The organism is Janthinobacterium sp. CG3 (genome assembly GCF_000344615.1).
GTDB lineage: Bacteria > Pseudomonadota > Gammaproteobacteria > Burkholderiales > Burkholderiaceae_D > Janthinobacterium.
Genome location: NZ_KB467824.1, coordinates 2,113,688 through 2,126,183, shown reverse-complemented (window position 1 = coordinate 2,126,183; position 12,496 = coordinate 2,113,688). Strand labels below are relative to the sequence as shown.

Sequence of the window (12,496 nt, the reverse complement as noted above, 5' to 3'; positions counted from 1 at the left end):
AATCATGTTGGAGACGTTGAAGCATTCGGGAAAACTCATCGGCCAGGAGCTCGGCCGGGCGTGGGAAAGCTTGTCGGACGGCTGGCGTGAATTGCTCAACCGTGGCAGCGATTCGCTCACGCATTTCATCCGCGGCAAGGACGAGAAGCAGCCGGCGAGCAAGACCCAGGCCGCGTTCCCGCGCTGGAGCTTGTTGGCCTGCGAAGTGGAGGAAAGGGAGAAGGAAATCGTGGTGCGGGTCGAGCTTCCCGGCATGCGCAAGGAGGATTGCCGCATTGCCGTCGAGGGCAACACGCTATACCTGTCTGGCGAAAAACGTTATGCCAGCGAAACCGTGGACGGCACCTTCCACCGCATGGAGCGGGCCTACGGCGCGTTCCAGCGCGCCATTCCCCTGCCGCGCAGCGTCGACATCGACAAGGCGACGGCGAGTTACGACAACGGCGTGTTGATCGTTTCGCTGCCCAAGGAGAACGCCGGCGCGTCCCGGACGATACCGGTGCTGTAACTTACGCCACAACGCGCCCGTCCCGCGGTGAGCCTAGTTGCGCTCGTAAAGCCCGATCAGCTCGGCCCGTTCAACGATGTGGCCCTGCATCGCCTGCTCCAGTTGCAGCTTGGTCACCTTGACCAGCGTCGGCAGCATACGATCGAGCGCGTACAGTTTGTGAACGTAGCGGTGCCGGCCGATCGGCGGGCAGGGGCCGCCATAGCCGTTCTGCTGCCAGTCGTTGATGCCGGTGCCGCTGCCGGGCGGGAAATCCTCGCCGTGCAACCCTTCCGGCAGCCCGCTGGCGCTGGCGGGCAGGTTGTACAGCACCCAGTGGACCCAGGTGCGCTGCGGCGCCGCGGGATCGGGCGCGTCGGGGTCGTCGACAATCAGGGCCAGGCTCTTGGCGTTCGGCGGCACGCCGGACCAGGACAGCGGCGGCGAGATATTGGCGCCGTCGCAGGTATAGCGCGCGGGAATGGCGGCGCCGGCCTGAAATGCCGGGGACGTGAGGGACAGGGTCATGGCGTGCTTCTCCTACACAGTACAGGCGGGCGGAAGGGCCGCCGCGCCAGCCTGGTTCATCCGTTCGACTCGGCCGGCGCGCGAAAGTTGCACCGTTTTTGCCGCCGGGACAGGCATTTCGCGTGCCGCGCGCCGGCTTCTTGAGTGGCCTCAAGGCGCCGATGTAAACCGCCTCGGCGCGCGCCGCTTTCCCATAAGCTGGGATGATCCCGTCGTGTGAGGCCCGCTCCATGTTTGCCAACCGCCATCTTGTTGCACTCGCTGCTGTCTTGCTGGCCGGCTGCTCCGAATCGGAGCAATTCGCCGGCCAAGCGCAAACCGCCGCCTCCGGCGCCACGCCCGTCCAGGCCACGCGGGCGCCGCACACGCTGGGCGCGCCAACGGTGGAGCTACCCAGCTTTGTCACGCTGGTCAAACAGGAGGGCGCGGGGGTGGTCAACATCAGCGCGATGCAGACCATCAGCGACAGCGCCAGCGACTTTCCGGTCCCGTCCGACGACGACCCGTTTTTCGACTTCTTCCGCCGCTTCATGCCGCCGGGCGCCGCGCCGCGCCAGTTCCAGGCGCAAAGCCTGGGTTCGGGCTTCATCATCAGCGCCGACGGCTACATCCTGACCAACGCGCATGTCGTCGAGAACACCGATGAAGTCACCGTCAAGCTGACCAACAAGCGCGAATACAAGGCCAAGGTCATCGGCGCCGACGCCCGCACCGACGTTGCGCTGATCAAAATCGACGCCAGCGGCCTGCCGGTGGTGCCGATCGGCGACCCGTCCAAGCTGGAGGTCGGCGAATGGGTGGCGGCGATCGGCGCGCCGTTCGGCTTTGAAAATAGCGTCACCGCCGGCATCGTCAGCGCGAAGGGGCGCTCGCTGCCCGACGGCAGTTTCGTGCCCTTCATCCAGACCGACGTGGCTCTCAACCCGGGCAACTCGGGCGGACCCCTGTTCAATATGCGCGGCGAGGTGGTCGGCGTCAATTCGCAGATCTACAGCCGCACCGGCGGCTTCATGGGGCTGTCGTTCGCGATTCCGATCGACGTCGCGATGGACGTCGTGAAACAGTTGCGCGCCACGGGCAAGGTGCGACGCGGGCGCATCGGTATCCAGGTGCAGGAAATGTCGGCCGACCTGGCCAGCTCGTTCGGCTTGAAGGACGTCACCGGTGCGCTGGTGGGCATGGTCGAAAAAAACGGCCCGGCGGAAAAGGCCGGCCTGCGCCCCGGCGACGTTATTCTCAGCATCGACGCCAGGCCGGTGGCCAGTTCGTCCGATCTGGCGCGTATGGTGGCCGAAGCCAGGCCGGGCGGCACGGTGGCGGTGCGCTACTGGCGCAAGGGCGAGGTCGCCGGCGTCAGGGTCAAGGTCGAGGAGTTGCTGCCGGAGCGCTCCAGGGCCGGCGCCAGCGCCGACTCGGTGGCGCCGGACGCCGAGCCGGTCCAGGCCAACGCGGCCGGGTTGCAGTTGAGCGACCTGAGCGCCGAACAGCGTACGCGCCTGAAAACCAGCGACGGCGTGCTGGTGCGCGCCACGGCCGGTCCGGCGCTGCGCGCGGGCATCCAGAGCGGCGACGTGATCCTGGCGCTGAACAACGTGGCGGTGAAAAGCGCCGCCGCGCTGGAAAAGCAGCTCAGCGTCTATTCCGGCCAGACCGTGGCCCTGCTGGTGCGGCGCGGCGCGGCCACGGTGTACGTGCCGTTGCGCTTGCGTTGACGCGGCCGGGGCGCGGGCGAGACGCTGGTACAGCGCGCGCACGCGTCGCATGACGTCGATAAGTACGTGACGGGCTTGCTGTTGCTGCGTTAAGTTGGCACGTTTGCATAGGTCGGGTTAGCCCTCCGCCGTTACACGACGTGGCAAACCCGACTGGCGTCGGCAGCGGCTAGGCGTCAGATTACGCTGCGCTAATCCGACCTACTAAACGCTATTCGGCCACCGACATGTAGCCGCTGTTCAAGGCGACAACCCAGTCGTCGCGCCCGCGCAGGGCGGCCAGCGCCGCCATGTCGCGGTGCGGGTAGGGCACGCCGATCAATTCCGCTTGCCAGACCCCGGCGCGCCGCTCGGCGATGGCGTAGCGGGCGTCCGGCGAACCCGATTCGATCGCGTGCGGATGCGGATAGTCGTCCCGGTAGGCCGGCTGGCCGACGCTGCCGGGGTTGACGATCAGTTGCCCGCGCGCGCCGCGCACGCTGCGCGCCACGTGCGTGTGGCCGCAGGCGACCAGCGCCGCGGCGACGTCGCCCAAACGCTGCGCCACTTCCTGCGCGCTGGCGTTGCGCTCGGCCGTTTGCAGCAGGCCGGTGACGTCGCTGCCGGGGCTGCCGTGGCACAGCAGCACGTCCGGCGCGAACTGCAGCGCCGGGCGCAGCGAGGCGATCCAGTCCAATTCCTCGTGCGTCAGCCGCGAGCGCGCGTAGAGGTCGGATTGCCCGGAGCCGGCGTGGCACGCAAGGATCTGGCGCTCGTGGTTGCCGGCCAGGTGGGTCCAGTCCTGCGCCATCAGGAATTGCGCCGTTTCCAGCGGCAGCAGCGGGCCGGACAGGCTGTCGCCCAGGTTGACCACGGCGTCGACGCCGCGCCGCGCCAGGTCGGCGGCGACGGCCTGCAGCGCCGCCAAATTGCCGTGGATGTCGGAGAGGATGGCGATGCGCATCACGCCAGGCCCGGCAGGGTGGCCAGCAGGGCGGCGGTGCTGGTGATGCGCGCGTGTTCGCCGTCCAGGTTGGCCAGCGCCATCGCGTGGACGTCGGCGGCGTTGCGGCGGGTGCCGGCGTAGTCGGTCTTGTCGAAGGCGAAGCAGGCGTCGGCCACCACCGTGACGTCAAAACCCAGGTTGCTGGCGCTGCGCGCGCTGCCCTCGACCGAATTGTTGGTGCTGACGCCGACCAGCACCACGGCGCCGACGCCGCGCACCCGCAGCCAACGCTCCAGGGCGCTGTTGATGAAGGCGTCCGGCACGTTTTTCTCGACCACATGGGCGCCCGGCAACGGCGCCAGCGCCTCCTGGAACTCGACCCCGGGCCGGCCCGGCCAGAACAGCGAAGCGGGCGAGGTCGACATATGGCGCACGTGCACCACCACGCCGCCGGCGCCGCGCCAGGCCCGCAGCAGCGCCGCGATGCATGCTTCCGCTTGCGGGTTGTTGCGCGCACCGGCGGCCGGGTCGGTCATGGCTTTCTGCATATCGATGATGATCAGCGCCGGCAGTTCGGTGGGCATGGTGGGGTCCTGTCGATGAAAGATGGCCGATGCTTGCAGCTTGGACCTTAGCCCGCTGCGCGGGCGAACTCGGCTTTCGCCTGGCCGGTCGGCGCCGTGAAGGTGGCGATATACCGGGTGCGGAGCATATGCGGGCCAGCCTTGGAGTAGCGCTACATTGTAGGGGCCGCCCATTGCGCCGGTCAAGCCAATTGAATGGTATTTAGATAATACTTCAGGCGCGCGGCCGCGCCAGTTGCCCAAGCACGAAATCGACGAAGGTGCGCACCCGCGCCGACATGTGCCGCACCTGCGGATACAGCAGCATGAAGGGGCGCGACGCGCCGCCGAACTGCGGTAGCAATTCGACCAGATCGCCCCGCTCCAGGTCTTGCTCGACGATGAAACGATAGGTTTGCACCAGTCCGGCGCCGGCGCGGGCCAGCGTCACGATGCCGAGCAGGTCGTCGGCGCAGCAATAGCCGCCGCCGGTGGCGACCTCGACCGCCTGTCCGTCGACCAGGAAGGGCCAGCCGATGCGCCGGCCCGTGCTGGGCAGTTCGAACTGGATGCAGTCGTGCGCTTGCAAATCGTCGAGCGAAGCGGGGCTGCCGGCGCGCCGCAGATAGGCCGGCGCCGCCACCAGCACCAGTTCGGCGTCCTCCAGCTTGCGCGCGATCAGGCTCGAATCGGCCGGCCCGCGCCCGCGGATGGCCAGGTCGTAGCCTTCGTCGGCGAAATCGATGTTGCGGTTGCTGAGGTGTACCTCGATCTCCACGCCCGGATATGTTTGCCGGAATTGCGGCAGCAACGGCAGCAGCCGATAGTGCCCATACGGCGTCGGCACGCTAATGCGCAGCAGGCCGGCCGGGGCGGCTTGGGCGCCGCTCACCAGCCGTTCGGCGTCGACCAGCTGCGACAGCGCCTGGCGGCACTGTTCGAAATACACCCGGCCGCCGTCGGTCAGCTTGACCTGCCGCGTGGTGCGGGCAAACAGGCGCGCGCCCAGCCGCTGCTCCAGCCGCGACACCGAGCGGCTCACCGCGGCCGGCGTCACGCTGGCCGCGGCGGCGGCCGCCGTAAAGCTACCCAGCTCGGCCGCAAGGCAAAACAGCTCTATGCTGCCCAGCAACAGGTCATCGAAATTGCGCTTCATCGGCCGTCCTATTCATTACACCGTGTATCAATTCATTTGATGAAAACGGTATTTATCTGCATCGAACGCATCAGTATAGTGCATCACATGGGCCCGGCAAACCTGCCGCGGCCACATCGATATACACACACGTTGAAGGAGCATCCGACATGAACGCAAGCACACAAACGGTCATCATCACCGGCGCCTCGAGCGGCATAGGTTTCGCGCTGGCCGAGGAATACTTGAAACGCGGCTACAACGTCGTCGGCAACGCCCGCAGCGCCGAGCGCCTGCAGGCGGCCGCCGCCAAACTGGGGAACCCGGCGCGGTTCCTACTGGTCGACGGCGACATCGCCCAGCCGGCCACGGCGCGCAAGCTGTTCGAACGCGCCATCGCCGCGTTCGGCCGGGTAGACATCCTGATCAACAACGCCGGCATCTTCATCGCCAAACCGGTTGGCGACTACAGCGAGGACGACCTGGAAAGCATCGTCAACACCAACCTGAAGGGTTTTTTCTACCCGAGCCAGCAGGCGGCCGCGCACATGGGCGCGCGCCGCCAGGGCCACATCGTCACCATCACCGCCAGCATCGCCATGCAGCCGAACGCCAAGGTGCCGGCGCTGTTGCCGGTGCTGATCAAAGGCGGCCTGAACGACGCCACCCGCGCGCTGGCGATCGAACTGGCGCCGCTCAACGTCAAGGTCAGCGCGGTGGCGCCCGGCATTATCGACACCCCGATGCACCAGCAGGACGACGGCACCCGCGCCTTCCTGTCCACGCTGTCGCCGGCCGGGCATACCGGCGCCACCAGCGACGTCGTCGACGCTGTGCTTTACCTGACGTCGGCGAAATTCACCAGCGGCATCGTGCTGGCGGTGGACGGCGGCGCCAGCGCCGGCACCTGGTAGGCCCACGCGTCGCTCGCAACCCTTTTTCCAACCACAGCAAGGAGGCGTAACCATGCCATATGTAAACATCCGCATCACCCGCGACGGCGTCACCGCCGAACAAAAACAGCAACTGATCGCCGGCACCACCGAACTGCTGGTGCGCGTGCTGAACAAAAACCCCGACCACACTTTCGTGCTGATCGACGAAGTCGACACCGACAACTGGGGCGTCGGCTACGAAACCACGACGGCCTACCGGGCGCGCGCGGCGGCGGCCAAAGCGGCGGGCTGAGCGGAGCCGGCTAAACCGGGGACAGACCACGATTTCCGAGAAACTTCCCTCGGAAATCGTGGTCTGTCCCCTTTGACGCGGCTCGTGATATTATCGCTGCTATCGATAACATATCTTGCCGAGATACTCCATGAATCCTGATTTCCGTTCGCGCGGCATGCTGCTGGGCCACATCAAGCACACGATGCAGTTCTACCACCCCCGCTGCGTCGACCCGAGCGGCGGGTTTTACCACTTCTTCATGGACGACGGCGGCATCTACGACCACGCCACCCGGCACCTGGTCAGCAGCACCCGTTTTGTATTCAACTACGCGATGGCTTACCGCCAATTCGGCGACGCCGACTATCTGGCGGCGGTGCGCCACGGCGTGGCCTTCCTGCGCGACGCCCACCGCAACCCGGACAGCGGCGGCTACGCCTGGCAGTTGACATGGACGCACGGCAAGGCCGCCGTCGTCGACGGCGACAACCATTGCTACGGCCTGGCCTTCGTGCTGCTGGCCTACGCGCACGCCGTGATGGCCGGCGTGGATGAAGCCCGCGCCCACCTCGACGAAACCTTCGAGCTGATGGAGCGCCGCTTCTGGCAGCCCGAACACGGCCTGTACGCCGACCAGGCCAGCGCCGACTGGTCCACCCTCGACCCGTACCGCGGCCAAAACGCCAATATGCACGCCTGCGAGGCCTTGCTGGCGGCCTTCGAGGCCAGCGGCGACGCGCGTTACCTGCACCGCGCGGAAACGCTGGCGTACAACATCACCGTGCGCCAGGCCGCGCTGGCCGGCGGCATGATCTGGGAACACTACAAGCCGGACTGGTCCATCGACTGGGAATACAACCTCCACGACAAGAGCAACATCTTCCGTCCGTGGGGCTACCAGCCGGGCCACTTTACCGAATGGGCCAAGCTGCTATTGGTCATGGAACGCCACGCCGGCGCGCTGGCCGGCTCGTCCGACTGGCTGGCGCCGCGCGCCGCCGCGCTGTTCGACGCGGCGCTGGCGAACGCCTGGGACGGCGAGCGGGGCGGCATCTTCTACGGCTTCGGCCCCGACGGTGAAATCTGCGACGGCGACAAATACTTCTGGGTCCAGGCCGAGAGCCTGGCGGCGGCGGCCGTGCTGGCCGCGCGCAGCGGCGAGGCGCGCTACTGGGATTGCTACGACAAAATCTGGGACTACAGCTGGCGCCACTTCGTCGACCACCAGCACGGCGCCTGGTATCGCATCCTCAGCGCCGACAACGCCAAACTCGGCGCCGAGAAAAGTCCAGCCGGCAAGGTCGATTACCACACCATGGGCGCCTGCTACGAAGTGCTTAACGTCATCGACGCGGCGCGCGCGCTGCCGCGCTTCGTTTCCGCCGGCGAAGCCCTGACCGACATGCTGCGCAGCGGCGCCGACAGCTGGAGCGCGCAGGTCGGCGGCTCGACCTGGAACGTGGCGCGCGTGATGGCGCGCCTGGGCGTGCCGAGCGCCTTCGCCGGCGCCGTCAGCCGCGACGTCTTCGGCGACGCGCTGGCGGCCGCCAACACCGCGGCCGGGCTGGACCCGCGTTTCATGCAGCAGCTCGACAAATCGCCGCTGCTGGCGATCGTGCACCACCTGAGCCCGCCGCAATACTTCTTCGTCGGCGACGACAGCGCCGACCTGCATTTCGACGCCGCGCTGCTGCCGCAGGGCTGGCAGGGTAAGGCGCAGTGGGTGCATTTCGGCGGCATCAGTCTGGCGCGCCAGCCGCTGGCCGGCAAGCTGCTGGCGCTGGCCGCCGAACTCAAGGCGGCCGGCGTGAAGATCAGCTACGACCCCAACTTCCGCGTGCTGATGGACGAACATTATGACGCCACGCTGCGGCGCATGACCGAGTTGGCCGACGTCATCAAGGTCTCGGACGAGGATTTGGAAGGCTTGTTCCGCAGCGCCGACATCGACGCCGCCTTCGCCACGCTGCGCGGCTGGAACCCGCACGCGACCTACCTGTATACCAAGGGTGCGCGGGGCGCCGCGCTGTACCGCGACGGCGCGGTGTGGCAGGCGGCGCCGCCGAAGATCGACGTCGTCGACTCGGTCGGCGCCGGCGACGCCAGCATCGGCGGATTGCTGTACAGCCTGATGTACCGGCCGCGGCACGACGGCGGCGAGCATTTGCGCTTCGCCGTCGCGGCGGGCGCGGGCGCCTGCCTGGCCGCCGGCGCGACGCCGCCGGACGTGGCGCTGGTCGAACGGTTGTTCGCCGCCAGCTCGTTGTCGTAGTGGCGCGGCCGGAGGCGCGGTTACAACCAAGGGCGAAGAGCCGGTGCCAGACCTGAAGGTCCGACCCCGGGGTGGCGCCCTTGGTTTTGATGAACTCAACGCCGGAGCGAACGGCCGCCGCTATTCGAGGTGGCCGCCGAACTTGAGTTTGCCGCTGACGCGGGCGCCGTTGCGCGCGCCGCCGGCGTCCGCCGCGTCGCCGCGCTGCGCCGTGTCGCGCCGCGCCAGGCCGACCGACAGTATGTCGAGCAGCATCAGTTGCAGCAGGCGCACGATCATCGGCACGAAGTTCAAGTTGCCCTCCGGGTGGTTCAGCGTCAATAGCACGTCGGCCAGCTTGGCCAGCGGCGAGCCGCTGGTGGTGATGGCGAGAATTTGCGCGCCGCAGGCGCGCGCCACCTTGGTCGAACGCAGCAGCTCCGGCGGCGCGCCCGAGCGCGAAATGACCAGCACCACGTCGTTCGGCGTGAGCAAGCCCGCGCTCATCTCCTGCGCCTGCGGGTCGGGGAAATAGTTCGACACGATGCCCAGGTTGAGCAATTTTTGCTGCATGTCCTCGGCCACCACGCGGGCGCTGCCGACGCTGAGCAGCTCGACCCGCTTGGCCTTGCGCAGCAGTTCCATGGCCGCCGTCAGCGACTTGATGTCGAGCATGTCGCGCAGCGCCAGCGCGGCCGAGGCGTTGTTGCCCAGCACCTTGCGCGCCAGCTCGGCGTCCGAGTCGGAAATCTCGACGTGGCAGTGGGCCACCGTGATGGCGCCGCCGGTCAGGCCGGAGGCCAGTTTGAGCTTGAAGTCGGCCAGTCCCTGCACCCCGATCGAGCGGCAAAAACGCATCACCGTCGGTTGGCTGACGCCGGTGCGATGGGCGATCTCGGCGATCGGCAGCGTCAGCATCGCCTTCGGCTCCTTCAGCACCCAGTCGGCGACCTTGCACTCGGACGGACTCATGCGGTCGCGCGCCTGGCGGATTTTTTCCAGCACCGGCGCGCCGGCGTGGGCCAGTTTGAGTTTCTGCGCCAGGATCGCCGAGATGCCCAGGAAGGTCGGTTGCTCGGCGGCGATGACGTAGGTTGGAATCTGCGCCAGGTAGTCGCCCAGGCGGCCCTTTTCCTCGAAGCGGCGGCGGAACGGCGACTGCGCGAACAAGGGGCCCAGCCGCGGCACGATGCCGCCGCCGATATAGATGCCGCCCAGCGCGCCCAGCGTCATCGCCAGGTTGCCGGCCACCGAGCCAAGGATCGCGCAAAAGCAGTCGACCGCCTCGGCGCAGACGGCGCAGCCGCCGGCCAGCGCCCTGGCGGTGATCTCGGCGGCCGGCAGCGGCGCCGCGTCGGGCTTGCCGGCGCGCTCGCGCAGCGCGCGGTAGATCAGCTCCAGGCCGCGGCCGGAGGCCAGCCGTTCGGCCGAGACGTGCGCCAGCTCGCGCCAGGCGTAGGCCAGCACGTCCATTTCGCGCTGGTCGCAGGGCGCGAAGCTGACGTGGCCGCCCTCGCTGCCGAGGGCGATCCAGCGGTCCTCGGCCGGGATCATGGCCGACACGCCCAGCCCGGTGCCCGGGCCGAGCAGGCCGATCACGCTGTCCGGGCGCGCCTCGCCGCCGCCGATTTTATGCCGCTGCTGCGCTTGCAAATGGGGCAGGGCCATCGCCAGCGCCGTGAAGTCGTTGACCACCAGCAGCGTGTCCAGGCCCAGCGCGGTGCGCATCGCCTCGATCGAGAAGAACCAGTGGTGGTTCATCATTTTGATGATGTCGTCGTCGATGGCATTGGCGATGGCGATGGCGGCGTGGTGCACCCGCGCCGCGCCGGCCGTTTTCGCCTCGGCGCTGTTCATATAGGCGTCGATGGCGTCCAGCAGCGACGGGTAGTCGTCGCAGCGCAGCACGGCGACCGCCTCGAATCGGCCCGGCCGGGTTTCCAGCCCGAAGCGGGCGTTGGTGCCGCCGATGTCGGCCAGCAGGCGCGGGCCGTCGCTGTAGCGGTCGGCCGGCTCGGCGCTGGCCAGGCCGGAGATGTCTTCTGTTTTCATGGCGTGTCTCTTCTTGCGTCTCTTCTTGCGTGTCGCGCGCGCCGGGGGCATGCCCCCGCGCGGCGCGTTCTAGTTTTTTTATTGGCAAGTCGGATTCTAATGCGGATCGCAACGTTGCGCTGCACTATTCGGCGCCGCCGCCGGCCCCGGTCAACACGGCGCGCGGCGTATGTTTTGTGTACGTCGTCGTAGGATTACAACATCATCTGTTGATCTTTATTCGTAGTATAGTTACTATCTCTCTACCGGAAACAATTCTGGACCGCAAAAGACGAACCCCCGTACTTTTTGCCGGATAAAAAATATACATACTAAGGAGACACCATGAATCGCACGATGTTGAAAGCCCTGCCTGCGGCAATCACCCTGGCCCTGGCCTGCGGAGCGGCCGTTGCCGACGAAGAAGGCTTCCACGGTTACTTCCGTGTTGGCGCCGGCAGCACCACCGCCGGCGACGGCGGCCCGCAGGGTTGCTTCGGCTTGGGCGGCAACACGATGAAGTACCGCCTCGGCAACGAATGCGACGCCTACTTCGAAGGCGGTTACACCAAGGAAATCGCGAAGAGCGGCGGCGTCAGCTACGTCGCCACGGTATGGGCCAACGTCTACAGCCCGAATTCGGATTTCGGCGACAAGAAGCTGGGGCTGAACAAGGCCTTTATCGAAGCCAAGGGTCTGGACTTCCTGAACGGCGGCACCGCCTGGATGGGTAAGCGCTTCTACTACCGTCCCGACATCCACATGCTGGATCTGCAATACATCAACATGAACGGCACCGGCGCCGGCCTCGACCGCATCGGCGCGGGTCCGGGCAAGTTCTCCTACGCCTTCTTCAAGGACCGCGACACCAACACCCTCGACGCCAACGGCAAGGTGGTCGGCACGCCGTCGGCGATCCGCCAGAACTTCATCTACGGCGACGTGCCGGTCAACACCGACGGTACCTTCGACATCGCGGCCACGATCATCACCGCCGAGGGCAAGAACGACGACGCCCTGGGCCAGAAGCACAACGGCTGGCAAGTGTCGCTGTTCCACAAGCAAGCCAAGGTCTTCGGCGGCGCCAACACCTTCGGCGTGCAGTACGGCGTCGGCCCGGGCACCGGTATCGGCGTCGGCAACGGGCAAATGGGCGCCTCCGGCTATACCTCGCTGGGTTCGGACGTCAAGCGCGTGCGCGTCTTCAACGACCTGTGGATCCAGCCGACCGAAAACATGGGCATGGAAATGGTCGCCCTGGTGCAAAAAGACAAGTCCGACGCCGGCGGCTCGTCGACCTGGACCTCGCTGGGCGTGCGCCCGGTCTACGCTTTCAACCAGAACCTCAAGATGGTCGTCGAACTGGGCACCGACCGCGTCACCGACAGCAATAGCCCGACCAAGCGCCTGACCAAGCTGACGCTGGCGCCGACGATCTCGGCCGGCCCTGGCCTGTGGTCGCGTCCGGAATTGCGCGCCTTCGTCACCTACGGCAAGTGGAACCAAGCGGCGACGGCCTCGGTCAACGCCTCCAACAATTCCGGCCCGATCTACAACAACGGCACCAGCGGCACCTCGTTCGGCGTCCAAGTGGAAAGCTGGTTCTAAGCTTCGAATGAAAAATGCGCGCCCGCGAAGGTGCGTATTTGGCGCCAATGTGATACATATGCTGATGTGCAATGCATGCGTGTGAT

11 protein-coding genes and 1 pseudogene are annotated in these 12,496 nt (G+C 66.9%); 7 read left to right on the top strand and 5 right to left on the bottom strand.

The annotated features are described in order from the left end of the window. Positions 1-4: 4 nt before the first annotated feature. Positions 5-508: an Hsp20/alpha crystallin family protein gene (locus tag JANGC3_RS0109145; protein WP_035788480.1), complete on the top strand. Its 504-nt coding sequence runs from the start codon at positions 5-7 to the stop codon at positions 506-508. Between the two features lie 33 nt (positions 509-541). Here JANGC3_RS0109145 and JANGC3_RS0109140 read toward each other — a convergent pair whose 3' ends face one another. Continuing rightward, positions 542-1,015, bottom strand: coding sequence for a YbhB/YbcL family Raf kinase inhibitor-like protein (locus tag JANGC3_RS0109140; RefSeq protein ID WP_017876187.1), 474 nt, complete (start codon positions 1,013-1,015; stop codon positions 542-544). A 230-nt stretch (positions 1,016-1,245) separates the two neighbouring features. On the opposite strand from JANGC3_RS0109140, the gene JANGC3_RS0109135 reads away from it, so the two are divergent. Next, the gene (locus JANGC3_RS0109135) at positions 1,246-2,727 is read left to right on the top strand and encodes a DegQ family serine endoprotease (protein ID WP_081611807.1); all 1,482 of its coding nucleotides are present in this window, start codon (positions 1,246-1,248) and stop codon (positions 2,725-2,727) included. 211 nt (positions 2,728-2,938) lie between these two features. Here the strand turns inward: JANGC3_RS0109135 and JANGC3_RS0109130 are convergent, their stop codons facing one another. The 3 genes from JANGC3_RS0109130 to JANGC3_RS0109115 form a co-directional block, all read right to left on the bottom strand. Then, positions 2,939-3,670 carry a metallophosphoesterase family protein gene (locus JANGC3_RS0109130; protein WP_017876185.1) on the bottom strand — a complete coding sequence of 244 codons (732 nt, stop codon included), beginning with the start codon at positions 3,668-3,670 and terminating at the stop codon, positions 2,939-2,941. After that, a complete protein-coding gene (locus JANGC3_RS0109125; protein WP_017876184.1) occupies positions 3,670-4,236 on the bottom strand; it encodes a cysteine hydrolase family protein in 567 nt (188 codons plus the stop codon). The genes JANGC3_RS0109130 and JANGC3_RS0109125 overlap by 1 nt, the downstream gene beginning before the upstream one ends. A 214-nt stretch (positions 4,237-4,450) precedes the next feature. Then, a complete protein-coding gene (locus tag JANGC3_RS0109115) occupies positions 4,451-5,371 on the bottom strand; it encodes a LysR family transcriptional regulator (RefSeq protein ID WP_017876183.1) in 921 nt (306 codons plus the stop codon). Positions 5,372-5,520: 149 nt separating this feature from the next. Between JANGC3_RS0109115 and JANGC3_RS0109110 the strand changes: the two genes are divergently transcribed. The 4 genes and pseudogenes from JANGC3_RS0109110 to JANGC3_RS33620 all read left to right on the top strand — a co-directional run bounded on the left by JANGC3_RS0109110 (position 5,521) and on the right by JANGC3_RS33620 (position 8,792). After that, positions 5,521-6,264, top strand: coding sequence for an SDR family NAD(P)-dependent oxidoreductase (locus JANGC3_RS0109110; RefSeq protein WP_017876182.1), 744 nt, complete (start codon positions 5,521-5,523; stop codon positions 6,262-6,264). Positions 6,265-6,316: 52 nt separating this feature from the next. Beyond that, complete coding sequence (locus JANGC3_RS0109105) at positions 6,317-6,538, top strand: tautomerase family protein (protein WP_017876181.1); 222 nt, start codon at positions 6,317-6,319, stop codon at positions 6,536-6,538. Positions 6,539-6,668: 130 nt separating this feature from the next. Then, positions 6,669-7,868: pseudogene (locus tag JANGC3_RS33625) on the top strand (AGE family epimerase/isomerase); the annotation flags it as partial. A 54-nt stretch (positions 7,869-7,922) separates the two neighbouring features. Then, on the top strand, positions 7,923-8,792 hold the full coding sequence (locus JANGC3_RS33620) for a PfkB family carbohydrate kinase (protein WP_269746266.1): 870 nt from the start codon (positions 7,923-7,925) through the stop codon (positions 8,790-8,792). A 120-nt stretch (positions 8,793-8,912) separates the two neighbouring features. Here JANGC3_RS33620 and JANGC3_RS0109095 read toward each other — a convergent pair whose 3' ends face one another. After that, complete coding sequence (locus tag JANGC3_RS0109095) at positions 8,913-10,823, bottom strand: glucokinase (RefSeq protein ID WP_017876179.1); 1,911 nt, start codon at positions 10,821-10,823, stop codon at positions 8,913-8,915. Between the two features lie 324 nt (positions 10,824-11,147). Between JANGC3_RS0109095 and JANGC3_RS0109090 the strand changes: the two genes are divergently transcribed. After that, positions 11,148-12,410 (top strand): maltoporin, encoded by a 1,263-nt coding sequence (locus JANGC3_RS0109090; RefSeq protein ID WP_017876178.1) that lies wholly within the window; start codon positions 11,148-11,150, stop codon positions 12,408-12,410. Positions 12,411-12,496 lie beyond the last annotated feature (86 nt).

What these genes read in the sequence shown, in the direction of transcription:
- JANGC3_RS0109145 (WP_035788480.1), top strand. Translation starts at nt 5, where the DNA reads ATGTTGGAGACGTTGAAGCATTCGGGAAAACTCATCGGCCAGGAGCTC.
- JANGC3_RS0109140 (WP_017876187.1), bottom strand. Translation starts at nt 1,015, where the DNA reads ATGACCCTGTCCCTCACGTCCCCGGCATTTCAGGCCGGCGCCGCCATT.
- JANGC3_RS0109135 (WP_081611807.1), top strand. Translation starts at nt 1,246, where the DNA reads ATGTTTGCCAACCGCCATCTTGTTGCACTCGCTGCTGTCTTGCTGGCC.
- JANGC3_RS0109130 (WP_017876185.1), bottom strand. Translation starts at nt 3,670, where the DNA reads ATGCGCATCGCCATCCTCTCCGACATCCACGGCAATTTGGCGGCGCTG.
- JANGC3_RS0109125 (WP_017876184.1), bottom strand. Translation starts at nt 4,236, where the DNA reads ATGCCCACCGAACTGCCGGCGCTGATCATCATCGATATGCAGAAAGCC.
- JANGC3_RS0109115 (WP_017876183.1), bottom strand. Translation starts at nt 5,371, where the DNA reads ATGAAGCGCAATTTCGATGACCTGTTGCTGGGCAGCATAGAGCTGTTT.
- JANGC3_RS0109110 (WP_017876182.1), top strand. Translation starts at nt 5,521, where the DNA reads ATGAACGCAAGCACACAAACGGTCATCATCACCGGCGCCTCGAGCGGC.
- JANGC3_RS0109105 (WP_017876181.1), top strand. Translation starts at nt 6,317, where the DNA reads ATGCCATATGTAAACATCCGCATCACCCGCGACGGCGTCACCGCCGAA.
- JANGC3_RS33620 (WP_269746266.1), top strand. Translation starts at nt 7,923, where the DNA reads ATGCTGCGCAGCGGCGCCGACAGCTGGAGCGCGCAGGTCGGCGGCTCG.
- JANGC3_RS0109095 (WP_017876179.1), bottom strand. Translation starts at nt 10,823, where the DNA reads ATGAAAACAGAAGACATCTCCGGCCTGGCCAGCGCCGAGCCGGCCGAC.
- JANGC3_RS0109090 (WP_017876178.1), top strand. Translation starts at nt 11,148, where the DNA reads ATGAATCGCACGATGTTGAAAGCCCTGCCTGCGGCAATCACCCTGGCC.